At 39.5% G+C, this 16,957-nt stretch carries 14 protein-coding genes and 1 tRNA gene; 7 read left to right on the top strand and 8 right to left on the bottom strand.

Annotated features, from left to right (window positions below):
• Positions 1 to 39: 39 nt before the first annotated feature.
• The 3 genes from HMAT_RS06245 to HMAT_RS06235 all read left to right on the top strand — a co-directional run bounded on the left by HMAT_RS06245 (position 40) and on the right by HMAT_RS06235 (position 4,587).
• Complete coding sequence (locus tag HMAT_RS06245) at positions 40 to 1,464, top strand: ATP-dependent RecD-like DNA helicase (RefSeq protein ID WP_104383324.1); 1,425 nt, start codon at positions 40 to 42, stop codon at positions 1,462 to 1,464.
• Positions 1,465 to 1,553: 89 nt separating this feature from the next.
• Positions 1,554 to 4,040, top strand: a complete 2,487-nt coding sequence (locus tag HMAT_RS06240) for a DPP IV N-terminal domain-containing protein (RefSeq protein ID WP_104381900.1) — start codon at positions 1,554 to 1,556, stop codon at positions 4,038 to 4,040.
• Positions 4,041 to 4,047: 7 nt separating this feature from the next.
• The gene (locus tag HMAT_RS06235; protein WP_104381899.1) at positions 4,048 to 4,587 is read left to right on the top strand and encodes a hypothetical protein; all 540 of its coding nucleotides are present in this window, start codon (positions 4,048 to 4,050) and stop codon (positions 4,585 to 4,587) included.
• Positions 4,588 to 4,614: 27 nt separating this feature from the next.
• Here HMAT_RS06235 and ruvB read toward each other — a convergent pair whose 3' ends face one another.
• From ruvB to pdxH, 5 genes are all read right to left on the bottom strand, one after another.
• Positions 4,615 to 5,637 (bottom strand): Holliday junction branch migration DNA helicase RuvB, encoded by a 1,023-nt coding sequence (gene ruvB / locus HMAT_RS06230; protein ID WP_104381898.1) that lies wholly within the window; start codon positions 5,635 to 5,637, stop codon positions 4,615 to 4,617.
• Between the two features lie 12 nt (positions 5,638 to 5,649).
• Entirely contained in the window at positions 5,650 to 6,387 is a 738-nt protein-coding gene (locus HMAT_RS06225) for a polyprenol monophosphomannose synthase (RefSeq protein ID WP_104381897.1), read from the bottom strand.
• Positions 6,388 to 6,734: 347 nt separating this feature from the next.
• Positions 6,735 to 7,931 carry an NADH-quinone oxidoreductase subunit D gene (locus tag HMAT_RS06220; protein ID WP_104381896.1) on the bottom strand — a complete coding sequence of 399 codons (1,197 nt, stop codon included), beginning with the start codon at positions 7,929 to 7,931 and terminating at the stop codon, positions 6,735 to 6,737.
• 5 nt (positions 7,932 to 7,936) lie between these two features.
• Positions 7,937 to 8,425, bottom strand: coding sequence for an NADH-quinone oxidoreductase subunit C (locus HMAT_RS06215; protein ID WP_104381895.1), 489 nt, complete (start codon positions 8,423 to 8,425; stop codon positions 7,937 to 7,939).
• A 1-nt stretch (position 8,426) separates the two neighbouring features.
• Positions 8,427 to 9,080 (bottom strand): pyridoxamine 5'-phosphate oxidase, encoded by a 654-nt coding sequence (gene pdxH, locus HMAT_RS06210; protein ID WP_104381894.1) that lies wholly within the window; start codon positions 9,078 to 9,080, stop codon positions 8,427 to 8,429.
• 153 nt (positions 9,081 to 9,233) lie between these two features.
• Here pdxH and HMAT_RS06205 point away from each other — a divergent pair, with 153 nt between their 5' ends.
• The 3 genes from HMAT_RS06205 to HMAT_RS06195 all read left to right on the top strand — a co-directional run bounded on the left by HMAT_RS06205 (position 9,234) and on the right by HMAT_RS06195 (position 12,275).
• Positions 9,234 to 9,797 carry a YqgE/AlgH family protein gene (locus tag HMAT_RS06205; RefSeq protein WP_104381893.1) on the top strand — a complete coding sequence of 188 codons (564 nt, stop codon included), beginning with the start codon at positions 9,234 to 9,236 and terminating at the stop codon, positions 9,795 to 9,797.
• Between the two features lie 252 nt (positions 9,798 to 10,049).
• Positions 10,050 to 11,939 carry a molecular chaperone HtpG gene (htpG, locus tag HMAT_RS06200; RefSeq protein WP_104381892.1) on the top strand — a complete coding sequence of 630 codons (1,890 nt, stop codon included), beginning with the start codon at positions 10,050 to 10,052 and terminating at the stop codon, positions 11,937 to 11,939.
• Between the two features lie 262 nt (positions 11,940 to 12,201).
• Positions 12,202 to 12,275, top strand: a tRNA-His gene (locus HMAT_RS06195).
• Between the two features lie 192 nt (positions 12,276 to 12,467).
• Here the strand turns inward: HMAT_RS06195 and HMAT_RS06190 are convergent.
• The 3 genes from HMAT_RS06190 to HMAT_RS06180 all read right to left on the bottom strand — a co-directional run bounded on the left by HMAT_RS06190 (position 12,468) and on the right by HMAT_RS06180 (position 15,353).
• Positions 12,468 to 13,619, bottom strand: a complete 1,152-nt coding sequence (locus HMAT_RS06190) for a glycoside hydrolase family 130 protein (RefSeq protein ID WP_104381891.1) — start codon at positions 13,617 to 13,619, stop codon at positions 12,468 to 12,470.
• A 5-nt stretch (positions 13,620 to 13,624) separates the two neighbouring features.
• The gene (locus HMAT_RS06185; protein WP_104381890.1) at positions 13,625 to 14,914 is read right to left on the bottom strand and encodes a sugar porter family MFS transporter; all 1,290 of its coding nucleotides are present in this window, start codon (positions 14,912 to 14,914) and stop codon (positions 13,625 to 13,627) included.
• 163 nt (positions 14,915 to 15,077) lie between these two features.
• Positions 15,078 to 15,353, bottom strand: a complete 276-nt coding sequence (locus HMAT_RS06180) for a transcriptional repressor (protein WP_104381889.1) — start codon at positions 15,351 to 15,353, stop codon at positions 15,078 to 15,080.
• Positions 15,354 to 15,803: 450 nt separating this feature from the next.
• On the opposite strand from HMAT_RS06180, the gene HMAT_RS06175 reads away from it, so the two are divergent.
• Positions 15,804 to 16,835 carry a Gfo/Idh/MocA family oxidoreductase gene (locus HMAT_RS06175; RefSeq protein WP_104381888.1) on the top strand — a complete coding sequence of 344 codons (1,032 nt, stop codon included), beginning with the start codon at positions 15,804 to 15,806 and terminating at the stop codon, positions 16,833 to 16,835.
• Positions 16,836 to 16,957 lie beyond the last annotated feature (122 nt).

Raw genomic sequence — 16,957 nt, 5'->3', positions numbered from 1 at the left:
TTCTAGAGGATAAGACAAACCTTTTAAATAACTTTGGGCGTGTTCATCAAAAATCTGCTAATACAACAATTTCCCTGGCAACCAACCGCACAGCAGCTGGAAGCATTCGAGTTATTGGAAGAGTTTCTGCTTGCTTTTGACAGGCAGTCCTGTTTTGTCCTCAAAGGTTATGCCGGTACCGGTAAAACAACATTAATTGCGGCATTGGTCAAAGTACTGCCCACATTGAAGAAACGGGCCGTACTCCTGGCTCCGACAGGCAGGGCCGCTAAAGTGATGAGTTACTATTCGGGACGAAAAGCTTTAACCATTCACAAGAAGATTTACCGGAAAAAGTCTGCCATTTCTTTTCAATTGGACTTTACACTCGCAGAAAATTTACATGAAGATACTCTTTTTATTGTTGACGAAGCTTCAATGATCTCCAATGAAGCAGTAAATGTATTTTCAAAAAGTCTTTTGGATGATCTGATTCGTTATGTGCAATCCGGCAAGAATTGTAGCTTGCTTTTTGTGGGAGATACTGCCCAATTGCCGCCTGTCGGTCTATTGGACAGTCCGGCATTAAACCCCGGTTATCTCGAACATGAATTTCAGCTTTGTGTCTATCCTTACGAACTGACTACCGTGGTTCGGCAGTCCCAGGATTCGGGCATATTGTACAATGCAACTAAAATACGTAATGAGATCATATCCGCTGAGGAAGGACAGCTTGATTTCCCGTTTCCTAAATTCATAACAAAAGGATTTAAAGATCTTTATCGTATGACTGGTGAACGATTGATTGAAGGTATAAATTATGCTTATGATAAATATGGTGTAGAGAACACCATGATCATATGCCGTTCAAACCGTTCGGCAAACCTATATAATCAGAACATCCGCAACAGAATCCTTTTTAGGGATGAGGAGTTGACCGGCGGCGACTATATCATGGTCGTAAAGAACAACTACTTCTGGCTACAGGAAAACAATATGGGTGATGGTTTTATTGCAAATGGCGATATGGCCAAAGTCAGGAAAGTGAGTAATATCCACGAACAGCATGGTTACAGGTTTGCTGATGTTACGCTGGAATTTATGGATTTTGATGAAATAGAACCCATCACCTGTCGCGTTATTTTAGACAGTCTCTATACAGAAGGACCTAACCTTTCGTATGAAAGCCAGAAAAACCTATACGAAGAGATCGGGATGGATTACGCGGATATTCTAGATAAAAAGGATCGACTTGAAGCTATCAAGAAAGATCCTTATTACAATGCATTGCAGATTAAATTTGCTTTCGCAATCACTTGTCACAAAGCACAGGGGGGACAATGGCCTATTGTTTTTGTTGATCAGGGATATATCAATGATGAAATGTTGGATCTTGAATTTCTTCGCTGGCTATATACTGGTGTTACTCGGGCTACGCAGGAACTTTTTTTGGTAAATTTTAATGAAAACTTCTATCCATCATAGGATTATTACACGAATCATTCTTTTGACTGTGTAATAATGGATATTTTAGCGACCAAAACCAAGATTACACAATTATCTATATTTATTTGATGCATAAGTTCTACTTTATCTTTGCAGCCAGTCTATTGCCTTACTTTGGTGCTGCACAACAGATTCAAGAGCCTCCGGTAAAACCGAATTATCAGTTGGCTGCCAAATTTTCGCCAGAGAAATTAAAAAAAATGATTTTCTCCACGACCATTAAGCCAAACTGGATCAATTTTTCGGATCGTTTTTGGTATGATTATGCCAGTCCACAAGGGAAAAATTGGTATATCGTCAACCCAGCACTTAAAAAGAAAGAGGCTCTTTTTGACAGTGAGCATCTGGCTGCCCAAGTTACTAAAATTGTCAAAAATCCTGTTGATGCCCAACATCTGGAATTACAGGGTTTAAGATTTACGAAAGATGAAAAAAAAATCAGATTTCAGATTCAGAGCACGAAAGATACTGTGAAGTCCAAAGATGAGATCGAAAAACTTAAAAATAAATCCGATACTACAAAAAAGAAACTCTTCTATTTGGAATATGATTTTGCATCAAAGATAGTATCCGAAATTAGTGATTCTACGAAAGTAAAAGCTCCCCTGTCCTGGGCAAGCTTCTCCCCGGATACCAATACGGTGTATTTTGCCAAAGACTTTAATCTGTATTGGATGGATAAAGCCAATTATCTCAAAGCGGTCAAGAATGAGAAAGATAGCACTATTGTCGAACACCAGATTACAAAAGACGGTGTACAATACTATGCTTGGGGCGGCGATGAATATAGTACCACCACGGGTGACGAAAAGGATAAAGACAATGAAACGAAACGCAAACGCGTATGGATAAGCTGGTCACCGGATGGTCGCTATTTTACACTGACAAGAAAAGACAATAGATCGTTGCGACCTTTGTGGGTGATCAATAATGTAGGTTCCTCTCGGCCTACCCTGGAGACTTATAAATACCAGATGCCGGGCGAGGTTGATTCAACCGAGACTGAATTCTATATCTTTGAGACAGCAACAAAGGCTCCGCGTAGGATAAATATCGCAGCTTTTAAAAACCAGACCATTTCCAACTGGACTAAAACGCCAGACAGAAATTCATACAAAGAAGATTATTACATTAACTACTGGTTGGGTAATAACGAAGAATTCTATATTTCCCGTTCTAGCCGTGATTTAAAAAGAATAGATCTTTTAAAGGTAAATGTGAACGGAACAGTAAATCCCATTATTCAGGAACGTTCCAATGTATATCTGGATGTTCAAAAGCCACTATTGCTTGAAAATGGAAAACAATTGGTTCATTGGTCCGAAAGAGACGGATGGGGTCATTACTATCGCTATGACACCAATGGTAAATTTTTAAACCAAATTACTAAGGGAAGCTTTCACTGTGAGGAAATTACGGGGTTAGATCCAACAACCCAGACCTTGTTTTTTACAGCATCTGGTCGTGAGAAAAATGAGGACCCCTATTACCTTCACCATTATAGTGTCAATCTAAACGGAAATGGAATTAAACTGCTGAATCCGGGAAATTTTGATCATCAGATTGAGATGAGTGAATCGTCCAAATATTTTGTAAACAATTCTTCAAGAGTAAATACAACACCCGAATCTGTATTATTAAATAGCAACGGACAGAAGATCATGACGCTTGAAAAGGCCGATTTATCGCTGTTATTTGCTGCCGGTTATAAATTCCCTGAGCCGTTTAAAGTGAAGGCTGGCGACGGTACCACAGATCTCTATGGTGTCATGTACAAACCTTTTGATTTTGACAGTACAAGAACTTATCCTATTGTAGAATATGTCTATCCGGGACCGCAGACAGAAGCCGTCAATAAATCTTTTGGACGGAGTATGGACCGGATAGATCGATTAGCGCAATTTGGCTTTATCGTGGTTACTGTAGGAAATCGCGGCGGTCATCCATCCCGCTCACAATGGTACCATACCTATGGTTATGGCAATCTGCGGGATTATGGATTGGAAGATAAAAAGGTGACAGCAGAGCAACTCGCAGACCGTTATAAGTTTATTGATATCAATCGTGTAGGCATTACGGGGCACTCCGGAGGCGGATTTATGTCGACAGCGGCAATGCTTGTTTACCCCGACTTCTTTAAAGTTGCTGTATCGGGAGCGGGTAACCATGAAAATCAGATCTACAACCGCTGGTGGAGCGAACGCCACCATGGTGTAACAGAAAAGGTTTCAGCAAAAGGTGATACGACGTTTTCATATCAGATCAACAAGAACACGGAATTAGCCAAGAATCTTAAAGGCCGGCTGTTGATTGCAACGGGTGATATTGACAACAACGTGCATCCGGCAAATTCGATCCGGATGGTCGATGCATTGATCAAAGCAAATAAACGGTTCGACTTCTTGCTCTTGCCGGGACAAAGACATGGGTTCGGCGATATGACAGAATATTTCTTCTGGAAGATGGGTGATTATTTTAGTCAATACCTTTTGGGAGATTCCAAAATGGACGAAGTCGATATGACCGAAATGAATCGAGAGAAGCCGTTAAAATAACAGGTTTATGACCTACCATGAAAAAATAGAATTTTTGTCCGTTACCTTAAGATCGTTTGAGGTAACGGATTTTTCTTTGGATATGCTTGCTGATATTAGCCTTCAAGATTTGCTCAACATTTCGCTGGAGAAGGATAAAACGCTGTCTTTTCGTGCTGCCTGGGTGTTTGAGACAATTGTATTAAAGGACACGGCCCTGCTTCAAGGATTGTTGCCACAATTTTTTGAGAATCTGAAAAAACAAAAAAACTGGAGTTGTCTTAGGAGTTATAGCAAAATTTTGATGTACTTGACATCAAAGAAAAATAAAAGCTATCATCTTGATGATAAGACTGAAGAAGAGCTTATTGAATATGCTTTTCAATGGCTGATTGAACAACAATGTCCGGTAGCTGTGTTGGTCAATTGTTTGGATATTTTAAATAATCTGAGCAAGAAACATACTTGGATAAAAGAGGAGCTTTTTGCCCAGATCAGTTATTTTCAGCAGATAAAACCTAGTCCGGCATTGCTGAGCCGTACGAAGCGAATCCTTCAAAGTAGCTGATTGGAAGGATATTTTTAAGCTTAGTAATTAAAATAATGTATTTCCTTTTGGATGATGTGTGCGGCCGAGATGCTTATATGCAGCTTCGGTACATTCACGCCCTCTAGAGGTGCGCATGATATAACCTTCCTGGATCAAAAAAGGTTCGTATACTTCTTCTATTGTACCTTCATCTTCCCCTACGGCAGTGGCAACAGTTTTGAGTCCAACTGGACCACCTTTGAATTTATCAATAATTGTGGTCAAGATCTTATTGTCCATTTCATCTAAACCATTTTCATCAACATTAAGCGCATGAAGTGCATATTTCGCTATTTCCTGATCAATACTTCCATTTCCTTTAATCTGGGCAAAGTCTCGTGTTCGGCGCAACAAAGCATTTGCAATCCGTGGGGTTCCCCTACTTCTGCGTGCAATTTCGTACGCTCCTTCGTCTGAGATTGGCGTATTCAGAATGTGCGCAGAACGGAGTACGATTGTGGTCAATAATTTTGCATCATAATATTGAAGGCGTGAATTGATGCCAAACCGTGCGCGTAGCGGAGCTGTCAGTAAGCCTGATCGGGTTGTTGCGCCAATTAAGGTAAAAGGATTCAATGAAATCTGAACAGAGCGGGCATTTGGACCAGTCTCCAGCATGATGTCAATTTTGAAATCCTCCATTGCCGAATAGAGATACTCTTCGACTAAGGGACTCAAACGATGGATTTCATCAATAAAGAGCACATCCCCTTCCTCCAGATTTGTCAACAGCCCAGCAAGGTCTCCGGGCTTATCCAAGACCGGGCCGGAGGTAATTTTTATACCTACTCCCATTTCATTTGCGATGATGTGGGATAGCGTTGTTTTACCTAATCCCGGAGGCCCATGCAACAATACATGATCCAATGCTTCTCCGCGCAATCGCGCGGCTTTCACAAAAATATTTAGATTCTCCAATATTTTTGCCTGTCCCGTAAAATCTTCAAAAGCCTGAGGTCGCAATGCCCGTTCGATATCGCGATCGGTATTGCTCAAACGTTCGGGATTTGGATCTAAATTCTCGTTCATCGACCAATAATATTAATTTCTCTTATAACTTTTTCCAATACTTCCCAATTTAAGCTGGATCACACCAAAAAAAGCTTCCTTAAAGATACTTGTACTCATTTTAGATGTGCCCTCGGTTCTATCAGTAAATATGATAGGCACCTCCACAACATTAAACCCATATTGAATAGCCGTAAATTTCATCTCAATTTGAAAAGCATAGCCAACAAATTTAATCTTGTCCAAGGGAATAGTCTTCAGCACCTCCCGCGTAAAACAGACAAAACCAGCTGTAGCATCCTGAACTTTAATTCCGGTAATAAAACGGACATATACTGATGCAAAATATGACATCAATACCCTGCTCATAGGCCAGTTGACAACATTTACACCTTTGATATAGCGGGAGCCGATACTCATATCGGCACCATCCACACAGGCTTGTCTCAATCGGACCAAATCTTCAGGGTTGTGGCTGAAATCCGCATCCATTTCAAAGATGTACTGATAATGTTCTCTTACGAGCCCCCATTTAAACCCATGGATATAAGCTGTTCCCAAGCCTAGTTTCCCTTTTCGTTCCTCGATAAATAAACGGTCCTGAAACTCATTTAATTGTAAGCGCTTTACGATATCTGCAGTTCCATCAGGCGATCCGTCATCAACAATCAGAATATCAAATGCATGTGATAAGGAAAAAACTTTACGAATGATTTTTTCAATATTTTCCTTTTCATTATATGTTGGAATAATAACTAAACTCTCCGCCACTTTCTTTTATTTAAGACCAGTAAAGGTAACAATTTAAGCCAAATTCTTTACTAAGAATTTCGACGAAATCCGTACAAAAAAGATATTTCGAAGGAACCTAAGTTGATGTTGCCTGCTTTTAACAATAAAAGTATCTGCCCGCTAAAACAGCTGAGTGATAAAAAGAAAAGCCCGTTACTATGGGAGTAACGAGCTTTCATTAACCAATTATAAACTTAAATTATGAGACTGCAAATATGGTGAATATTGCTTATATATGCAAATTTTAATGCGTTTTTGTGCAACATTTTCAATACAATATCTCAGTTTTTGTTAAAACTATTTGATAATATGCATAATACTGCAATTTATCGGTCAACTTCGCCAAGAACAATATCGATTGACCCTAGTATAGCGATAAGGTCGGCAATTAAAACCCCTTTTCCCAATTCGGAAATGACAGAAAGATTGTTGAAACTTGGTCCTCTTGATTTTACCCTTAAGGGAATATCAGATTTTTCTTTAGTTACAAAATAAAAGCCAAGTTCTCCTTTCGGATTCTCGGCACGCACATAGTAATCTTGCGCTTTCAAATTTACTTTTTTGGGCACCAAAGCACGTGGATCAAAATCCGTAGTACGCTTAAAATCTTTCTGCAACCTTTCAAGGCATTGTTCAACGATACGTACAGATTCACGTACTTCATCTACCCTGACCTTATAGCGATCCCAGCAATCTCCGATACTACCCATCGCCCCTTGTCCCACTGGAATCTCAAACTCTATTTCCGGATAGACGGAATATCCATCAATCCGTCTCAAATCCCATTTAATACCTGAGGCACGTAGCATAGGGCCAGAGATACCATAATTGATCGCAACGTCGGCCGGTAAGACGCCTATATTAGCTGTTCGAGATATAAATATCTGATTCTGCGTTAATATCTCATCAAGTTCAACTAGCTTTGGTTTAAAATAACTTATAAATTCGGAACAACGTGCTTCGAAGCCAACGGGCAAATCGTAGAATAGGCCTCCTACCCATATATAGTTATATAACATGCGTGAACCGGATACCCATTCCAACATGTTCATGATATGCTCACGATCTCTAAAACACCATAGAAAAGGAGTTGTTGCACCGATATCAATGCCGTATGTACCGATAGCAATAAGGTGTGATGCAATACGATTCAGTTCACATACCAATACACGAATATATTCTATCCTTTTGGGAATCTTATTATCCAAGCCCAACATACGTTCTACACCCATGACGAACGCATGACTATTATTCATGGAGGCCAGATAATCTAAGCGATCGGTGAAAGGAATTGTTTTACCATAGTTTAATGATTCAGCATGTTTGTCGAAACATCGGTGCAGATACCCCAAATGTGGAACGACCTCTTTCACAATTTCGCCATCGGTAATCAGTTGCAAGCGTAATACTCCGTGTGTTGATGGGTGTTGCGGTCCCATATTCAACACCATTTCCTGCGTCGAGATCTCGGTTAAATGTCTTTCATAGCGCTCTAATGCTTCTTTATATTTTGGATTCGCCATAGGGATCAATTAATGTTAATACCATGATATTTTTCAGGGTCCTGATAATCTTTACGTAATGGGTGCCCCTCCCAATCATCGGGCAAAAGGATCCGCCGCAGGTCTGGATGACCTGAAAAATATATTCCCATCAGATCAAATGCTTCTCTTTCATGCCAATCTGCTGTACGCCAAACGGATGCTATTGATGCAATCTCTGGTAGTTCGTCCAAAGACCGGTTTCCCTCCAGTTCCACTTTCAAAACAAGTGTATGTTGATAAGGCAGGGAATTAAGATGGTAAACAATGGTAAAGTGGTCTTCATAATCCACCGCCGTTATATTGCTCAAAAAGTCAAAATAAAGTCCTTCCGTATCTCGAAGAAAAGAACATACAGGAAGCAGATCTTTCGAGGCGATAAACAAAGCTGGTTGTAAGCCAGTGATCTCTTCTTTCAGTATTATCGCCCCCCCCAATGTGGAAACTAGTTTTGATTTAATTTCTTCAAATGTCATATTATGGGGCTAAACGCGTGATTTTCCAAGAATCTGATACTTTTTTATAAACAATACGGTCGTGAAGGCGGCTTGCACGCCCCTGCCAAAATTCAAAATAAATGGGTTTTAAGATATAACCGCCCCAATGTGCTGGACGAGGTACAGGAACATCGTCAGTATATTGCTTCTGAAGCTCTTCTACTTTACTTTCCAAAAAATCTCGATTTGGAATTTCCCGACTCTGCGGCGACGCCAAAGCTCCTATACGACTTGCTTTGGGACGCGATTGAAAATACTCATCCGAGTTAGTTTCATTGACAAATTCAATAACCCCCTCAACGCGGATTTGGCGTTGTAGTTCGGGCCAGAAAAACAAGAGCGCCGCATGCGGATTGGCTTTCATGTCTTCCCCTTTTCGGCTTTCGTAATTTGTGAAGAATACCAAGCCGTCTTCTGCAATATCTTTTAATAACACAATCCTTGAAGAGGGTAAATGTTGCGATGATACAGTAGACAGCACCATTGCATTGGGTTCAATGACCTCACTATGAATGGCCTCATCAAACCATTTCTTGAACTGAAGGACGGGATCATAATCCACATCCGATTCCGATAGGTTACCTAAAAGGTAATCTTGTCTGATCGCTGCAATATCTTTATGTTGAATGGACATATAAACCTATTTCTATATTCCTACAAACTTACTAAAATCATTGCTTTTTCTCTATAAACTTAGTAGAAATTGCCAAAAACGTTTTTTTGGCACAGATCTCGCATACGTTAAATAAAAAAGGATAATTTCTATATATACTTAATTTTACGTCCTATGTTTAATGAATTAGACCCCCAAAAAGGAAGTTTATTGATCTCAGAACCGTTTATGTTGGATCCTCGGTTCTTGAGGTCCGTTATTTTACTCTGTGACCATAACAGCGAAGGAAGTTTGGGCTTTGTCTTGAATAATAAGACAAATGTTCAAATTGGTCAATTATTGGAACCAATACCGACGTGTACTTTTCCAATTTATCTTGGTGGACCAGTGGCACAGGAAAGCTTATTTTTTGTACATAGCCGATTCGATCTTTTATTAAGTGGTGAAGAAGTTGCGCCAAACCTCTACTTTGGTGGTGACGAGGAAAAGCTTATTAATGCCATTCAACAACATCAGATTAAAACTGATGAAATTAAATTTTTCATCGGCTATTCAGGTTGGTCAAGCGGTCAATTGGATAAGGAAATCAATGAGAATAGCTGGGCCGTTCAAAATAAATACCGTCATCACATTATTTTTGAAGGAAATGGAGATTTGCTCTGGAAGGACGCTATTATTGGGTTAGGTCCTAAATATGCGCATGTCGCCAATTTTCCGCAGAGTCCGGAGTTAAATTGAGTTACTCCTTAATTGAGGTCCGCCCGATTTTTGATCCGATGGCTCAAACATCTGTTTGCTCCCTTAGGGAACAGGTATTTTTTTTTCTGCCTACGTTATTCTGACGTAGGTTTAAAGTACGATTAATAGTGTGATTGAACGTTTATGACAAAATGAATGAATTTCTGCCATCCTGTCCTACTATCAGTATTTGGAACACTGATTGTGCATGGATCACCAAAATCATAACATTAAATAGCAACATACAAAATTATGAATCCAGAAAAAGGTAGTATTTCAATCCACACGGAGAACATATTTCCCGTAATCAAAAAATTCTTATACTCAGATAATGAGATTTTCTTACGCGAACTGGTATCTAATGCAGTTGATGCTTCCCAAAAGATTAAACGTTTGGCTTCTTTGGGGCAATACAATGGCGAAACAGGTGAGTTAATCGTAGACGTCAAGTTTGATGAAGCGGCCAAGACCATTACGATTTCAGACAATGGTATCGGTATGACAGCTGAAGAAATCAAAAAATATATTAATCAGATTGCGTTTTCGGGAGCAACGGAATTCATGGAAAAATTCAAAGAAGCGAACGATGCAAACGAGATTATCGGTCGCTTTGGATTGGGATTCTACTCTGCATTTATGGTGGCAGATACCGTAGAAATTCAATCATTATCCTATCAAGACGGAGCTGAGCCGGCGCATTGGACCTGTGACGGTAGTACCTCATACGAAATTTCAACAGGGACTAGAACAACGCGTGGTACAGATATCATTTTGCACATCAATGACGAGTCCACCGAGTTTTTAAGCCAAGCGCGTCTGCAGGATATCTTGGACAAATATGCAAAGTTCCTTCCTATTCCGATTCGTTTCGGTACAAAGACAAGTTCTGAGGCAGATGGTGAAGACGAGGAAGGCAAACCAAAATATAAATCTTTAGAAGTTGATAATATTATTAACAACACAAATCCAGCTTGGACAAAGTCTCCGTCTGAATTAAAAGATGAGGATTATTTAGCTTTCTATCGCGAGCTATATCCTTATTCGATGGATGAGCCCTTGTTTTGGATCCACCTTAATGTAGACTATCCATTTAATTTGACTGGTATACTTTACTTCCCTAAGGTGAAAAATGAGCTGGAAATACAACGTAACAAAATCAAGCTTTATTCGCGACAAGTATTCATCACTGACGAAGTGAAAGATATTGTACCAGAATTCCTAATGTTACTGCACGGTGTAATTGATTCGCCCGATATCCCATTGAATGTCTCGCGCTCATTCTTGCAGGCTGATAGCAATGTCAAAAAGATCAATAGCTACATCACCAAAAAAGTTGCTGATAAATTAAATGAAATATTCAAAACCGACCGCAAAGGTTTTGAAGAAAAATGGAACGATATCGGCCTATTTATTAAGTACGGTATGTTAAGTGATGAGAAGTTTGCAGAAAAAGCGAGTGATTTCTGCCTTTTGAAAAATACCGGCAATGCGAGTTTTACGATCAAAGAATATTATGAAAAGGTAAAAGACATTCAAGTCGATAAAGACGGTAATATCGTTTACCTCTATACACACGATGCTGCTCAGCAAGATGGCTTTATCCAAACAGCGTTAAACAAAGGTTACGACGTGTTGGTACTTGACGGTCCGCTTGATACGCATTTTACTTCCTATTTGGAGCAAAAGGGTGGCGAAAAAGTACAGCTTAAACGTGTAGACGCAGATGTAATCGACAAGCTTATTCAAAAAGATGAAAAAATAGAACTTTCGTTGTCTGAAGAAGAATCCAAAAAAGCATTGGAGGTTTTTGAAAAAGCGATCTCTCGTCAAGATATGAAGGTTGAGGTAGATGCACTCAGTGAAGCTGACTTGCCAGTATCTGTCACCATCGATGAGTTTATGCGTCGTATGAAAGATATGGCGAAAACTGGTGGTGGTATGAACTTTTATGGTTCACTGCCGGACAATTACAAAGTAACTGTTAACGGTAATCACCCCTTGATCAAACGGATTTTATCAGCTTCTGAGGAAGAAGGCTCAAAATTAGCGAAACAAGCTTTTGATTTAGCACTCTTGTCAAGAGGTCTTTTATCGGGTGCGGACTTGACATCTTTCGTAAAAAGAAGTGTTGAGATGATCTAATACCCACTACAATCTTAATCAAAAAAGCGATTACCCGAATAGAGTAATCGCTTTTTTCGTGCTTTTTTGTTCGCATATTTGGCAAATTTCTAGCTTGATTTTAAGTAAAAGAAGCATATTTAATCTTGTGGGCTAACGCAATCATTTTTTATTAAAATTTAATAAACTAATTTTCACTTAGTTGTCTTGAATCGTTGTTTTTTTTGTTCAATTATTTGGAGGGAATGGGGTTTAATCGTACTTTTGTATCATCAAAATCACGGTAGGTATAGCTCAGTTGGTTAGAGCACTAGATTGTGGTTCTAGGGGTCGTCGGTTCGAGCCCGATTACTTACCCAAAGGGGCAAATCAATGTACATTGATTTGCCCCTTTTTATTTCTGTGCCTTTCATACCTTAATTAATAGCTTGAACAAAAGCATTTGCTAGTCCCTACTTAAATCTTATTCCTTTTCGAAAAATAGCCCTCTTTATACATAAAGGACTAGAGTCTGTAGATGTTTAGTAGTTAGTAAAAACTATAATTTTATCACTCAGGTAAAGGATCTATCGCAGCTGGTTTTTGCGGGTCAAAAACCGCTACGCCGACGCGTGAATCAGCACAACCGTAATACAGAAACCATTTCTGTTTAAAATATACTAAGCCCTCGATAAATACCGTTCCATCGACATACTGGCCACTCTTTTCAAAAGCTTCCATTGGACGTAGAAATGGTGTATCCAGACGAGCTAGTACTTTGGTGGGATCTTTCCGATCAAAGAGCACCTGCCCTGCCGAATAGGTGTTTTTATTGAATCTTGGATCTCCTTTGTCTGCATGGTTTTTGCCATTATAGAGCAGTAGAATTCCTTTCGCTGTCAAAATCGCGGGTGGTCCACATTCGGTGAGGGAGCTATCAAAATAGCCCTCGCGTGGAGTGATAAATGCTTGCAACTTTCCATTTTTATCTACTACAGGCTCCCAGTCGATCAGATTGTCTGATGTAGCTCCATATACCCCGTGTTCGCCCCAATATAACCAATACTTACCATTTACCTGAGTGATAATCAGTCTATCTCCTACCAACTTTGTGAGAATAGATGCGGATTTGTGTGCCATGTCAACAAGATTGGGTAATTTGGCGGATTTTTTGAAAATAGGTCCATGCTTTGTCCAGTTTCTTAGATCACTGGAGGTGGCCACGCCTAATCGCGGAACCTTGCGATTCCATTGTGTGTAGAACATGACAAAGGTTCCGTCTTGTGCCTGCGCAATACGTGGATCTTCAGTTCCCCCTGGCCATTCGCTGGCTTGTTGACTATCTTTATCCGGAAAGAATATAGGTGTTTTGCTTCGTTCAAAATGCAGTCCATCCCCGCTCGCCGCAAGCCCAAGACGGGACGTTCTATGCCCAATTTTTATTCCTGTTTTATCTTCAGCGCGATAAATGACATAAACACTATCTCTGATGACAGCGGCCGCCGGATTAAACGTATCATTATCCTCCCAGCGGATGGTAGTTTGGCTAAGGGGATCGTAGAATCTGGTGCTACTGTCCGGTGCAATAACAGGGTTAACACCTGAAGGCCGCTCAAATCCACCCATTATCCAATTTTTTCCATTGTACTTTCCATGCTGCGTACTACATCCCTGTAAAATAATAGATTGGATAATAATATAAAGTTTAATAAATGTCTTCATAATGGCTATTTTATTTCCTCCAGCGCTCTGCCTTTCGTTTCTGGTAGGAAAAGAATAAAGATAAAAGATAACACAACCATAATGGCGTAGAAAAGAAATGCATAAAACCCACCCAAAACTGTTCCCTCCACGATAATGGGAAAAAGCCAAGATATTATTGCGGCAAAAAACCAATGTGTTGTACTCCCCAAAGATGATCCTTGCGCACGCACTTCATTCGGAAAGATCTCTGCCAAGAATACCCAGATAACAGCTCCCTGCGATAATGCAAAGGCAGCAATAAAACCGATAATGAAAAATAAGAGATAATCAGCGTGGACGCCTTTTAGTCCATAGGCCGATAGCAATAGAAAGAAAAACATTCCTACTGCTCCTGTCAGTAATAATTTCTTACGGCCAAAACGGTCTATAATACTCATCCCTATCAAGGTAAAGAGCAAGTTAGTCCCACCAATAAATATAGGTTGGAGATAAGCCAGTGCAGCACTAAATCCTGCCATTTCGAATATGCGCGGCGCATAATACAGAATTGCGTTTATACCCGTCATCTGATTGAAAAAAGCCAATAGAACAGCTAATACAATGGGTTTAGCATAACGTTTTTGAAAAAGATTAACCTGCTTAGATGGGCGAACATCCCTGGATTCAGTCATAGGCCCGTACAGCATTTCCTCTTCCCCTAATACAGTATAGCTCTTACGTGCTTTGTTACTGTTTCCCACCTGCAATAACCATCTTGGACTTTCTGGAATTCCCCGTACAAGTATAACAAATAACAATGCAGGCAATGCCATGATACCAAGCATATATCGCCAGGCATCCGTCTCTATTCCTAAAAAAACAAAGTTGGTGAGATAGGCTGTAAAAATCCCTGTCACAATCATAATCTGAAATGTACCAGTCAGCTTTCCCCGATCCTTGGCGGGCGCGATTTCAGAAGTATATACCGGACCGACAACAGAACTTATCCCAACGGCAAGCCCACCAAAAAAGCGGAATAAAAGAAAAACTTCCCAAATAGATGCGAGTGCACATCCTATCGCGGATAATAGATAAAGTAACGCAATAGCATAAAGCATTGGCTTCCTGCCATAACGATTGGTGAGCTGACCAGCGATAATAGCACCGAGGATTGTACCTATCAATGAGATGGAGACAGTGAGACCATGTCGTACTGCATTGAGCTGCCATAGTTTTTGAATAATCTGCTCAGCACCCGAGATGACCGCAGTTTCAAATCCAAATAAAAAGCCTCCCAAGGAAGCTATCAAAGTAAATTTCCAAACAGGTTTCATATTGAAATTGGTTATAGCGTCATAAAAAAGCAAAACCGGTTTTGTTAATTAACCAAATATACTTTTTATTCTAAAATAAATCAAAATCTTTTATGAGGGAAAAGAGAATTGTATATGCCCGCGTTATGATCTGTCAATGTAGGTTGCAATGGACGTAGTTGAGTTAATAGGATGATACAGCTGGAAGATCTTTTCGGATCCAGCTATAGTACTTTCCTCGGGGACCATTTCCTCGCATTTCCAGCCAACCGAGTGCATGCAATAATCTAATGGTGGAATACAATGTTGCCCAGCTGATATGCTGTATTGACCTTAACTCGACGTAAAGATCATCGATGTTGTCAATAATGACTTTACGCCACAAGTGTTGAATAATATGTAGGCGTTGAGGCGTCAATTTATGACCGTTACTGGTTAACGAGCTAATTAAAACTTCCATATCTTTTTTACAATAAATAGAAGAGTCCAAAATAGATTGGTTTCGTTTTTATATGTCGTAACCCTCTTCTCTATACTATATATTGCATAAGTTTAAAAATACCGAAGGCGTAAAAACTTATTTCCGAACAACTAAAAGTCAATACGTTGTTATCCAGTTATATAAAATATGTTTTTTACGGTTCTTTCCTTTTGGAATGGAAATATTATTCCTCTTTCCCGCTGAATGTACTCTTCAATGCACATACAATTGGATAAAGCAAGGTTGGCAAGGAACATATACATGTTATTTCCTGAAAAATCCGGTCAAAATATTAACGGGGATTCATCAAAATAAGATAAGATATTTCTATATTTATGTTAGGTCTTTCCTAGGTTCGACAATGGCATGAATAATCGGAGTAAGAATATTCAATTTCGGACAACATCGCTACAACAAGATTAAATAAAAATGACAAGTACCAAAATCAACACCGGAATTTTAAGTTTTGGCATGTCTGGGCGTGTCTTTCACGCACCGTTCATCCATATTAGTCCACATTTTAACTTAACTGCTGTCGTAGAACGGTCAAATAAAACAGCACAGGAACTTTATCCAGAAATTATTAGTTATGATAGCGTAACTCAATTATTGGCTGACGATACAATTGAACTTGTGATTGTAAATACGCCAAATCATACCCATTTTGAATTCGCTACCGAGGCTTTAAAAGCAGGAAAACATGTTCTTATCGAGAAGCCGGCAGTGGAAAATATTGCACAATTCGATCAACTTATTGAGGTCAGCAAGAAAAGCGGGAAGCGGATTTTCTTTTATCAAAACAGACGTTATGATAGCCATTTTCTTGATGTAAAGAAAGTTGTCGAAAGTGGTGATCTTGGCAAACTTGCTGAAGTATCTTTTCGCTTCGACCGCTATAAACTTGAGTTGGGCCAAAAATATTTCAAGGAAAATAACCAATACATCTCCAGTGGACTTACATACGACTTAGGACCTCATCTAATAGATCAGGCTATAGCACTTTTTGGTAAGCCATTAAAATTTAGTAAAACAACCTCAATCAATCGACCGGGTTCTCAAGTTGCGGATTATTTTCATTATCATTTGCGTTATGCGGATGGCTTGAATGTATTTTTAACAGGAAGTCTCGCCGTTACCGAACCTTTACCTGCTTTTGTTTTACACGGTACAAAGGGCAGCTTCATTAAAACGATGGCTGATGTACAGGAACAGCAATTAATAGATGGCATGCTTCCCAACAATTCGATATATGGCATGGAGCCGGACGGCAGTGAAGGGAAACTTGTGACTATTGATAGCGCAAATCAAAAGCATATATCTTATCCCCGTCCTCATAAAGGAGATTATAATCTATTATTCAATGCTATCTATGAAAATCTTGTTAATGATGTTGAATATCCGATTACAATGGACCATATTAGGTGGCAGATTGAAATGTTATCGGCAGAAAATATAGGATAATATAGCTAAAAAAACCATCCCGATTACATCGGGATGGCCCTCTCCTGTTAATATTGCCAATATCAATTTTATGCAAAAAATCAACTTTTAGCAAATTCTTCCACAATGAGGTATTGCACCTA

This window comes from Sphingobacterium sp. HMA12, assembly GCF_002933815.1.
Classification (GTDB): Bacteria; Bacteroidota; Bacteroidia; order Sphingobacteriales; family Sphingobacteriaceae; genus Sphingobacterium.
Note: the sequence above shows the minus strand (reverse complement) of the source record. Positions and strands in the feature narration are given on the sequence as shown.

Excerpts from the sequence above, each read along its gene's own strand:
- HMAT_RS06240 (WP_104381900.1), top strand. The coding sequence starts at position 1,554 with ATGCATAAGTTCTACTTTATCTTTGCAGCCAGTCTATTGCCTTACTTT.
- HMAT_RS06235 (WP_104381899.1), top strand. The coding sequence starts at position 4,048 with ATGACCTACCATGAAAAAATAGAATTTTTGTCCGTTACCTTAAGATCG.
- ruvB (WP_104381898.1), bottom strand. The coding sequence starts at position 5,637 with ATGAACGAGAATTTAGATCCAAATCCCGAACGTTTGAGCAATACCGAT.
- HMAT_RS06220 (WP_104381896.1), bottom strand. The coding sequence starts at position 7,931 with ATGGCGAATCCAAAATATAAAGAAGCATTAGAGCGCTATGAAAGACAT.
- HMAT_RS06215 (WP_104381895.1), bottom strand. The coding sequence starts at position 8,425 with ATGACATTTGAAGAAATTAAATCAAAACTAGTTTCCACATTGGGGGGG.
- pdxH (WP_104381894.1), bottom strand. The coding sequence starts at position 9,080 with ATGTCCATTCAACATAAAGATATTGCAGCGATCAGACAAGATTACCTT.
- HMAT_RS06205 (WP_104381893.1), top strand. The coding sequence starts at position 9,234 with ATGTTTAATGAATTAGACCCCCAAAAAGGAAGTTTATTGATCTCAGAA.
- htpG (WP_104381892.1), top strand. The coding sequence starts at position 10,050 with ATGAATCCAGAAAAAGGTAGTATTTCAATCCACACGGAGAACATATTT.
- HMAT_RS06190 (WP_104381891.1), bottom strand. The coding sequence starts at position 13,619 with ATGAAGACATTTATTAAACTTTATATTATTATCCAATCTATTATTTTA.
- HMAT_RS06185 (WP_104381890.1), bottom strand. The coding sequence starts at position 14,914 with ATGAAACCTGTTTGGAAATTTACTTTGATAGCTTCCTTGGGAGGCTTT.
- HMAT_RS06180 (WP_104381889.1), bottom strand. The coding sequence starts at position 15,353 with ATGGAAGTTTTAATTAGCTCGTTAACCAGTAACGGTCATAAATTGACG.
- HMAT_RS06175 (WP_104381888.1), top strand. The coding sequence starts at position 15,804 with ATGACAAGTACCAAAATCAACACCGGAATTTTAAGTTTTGGCATGTCT.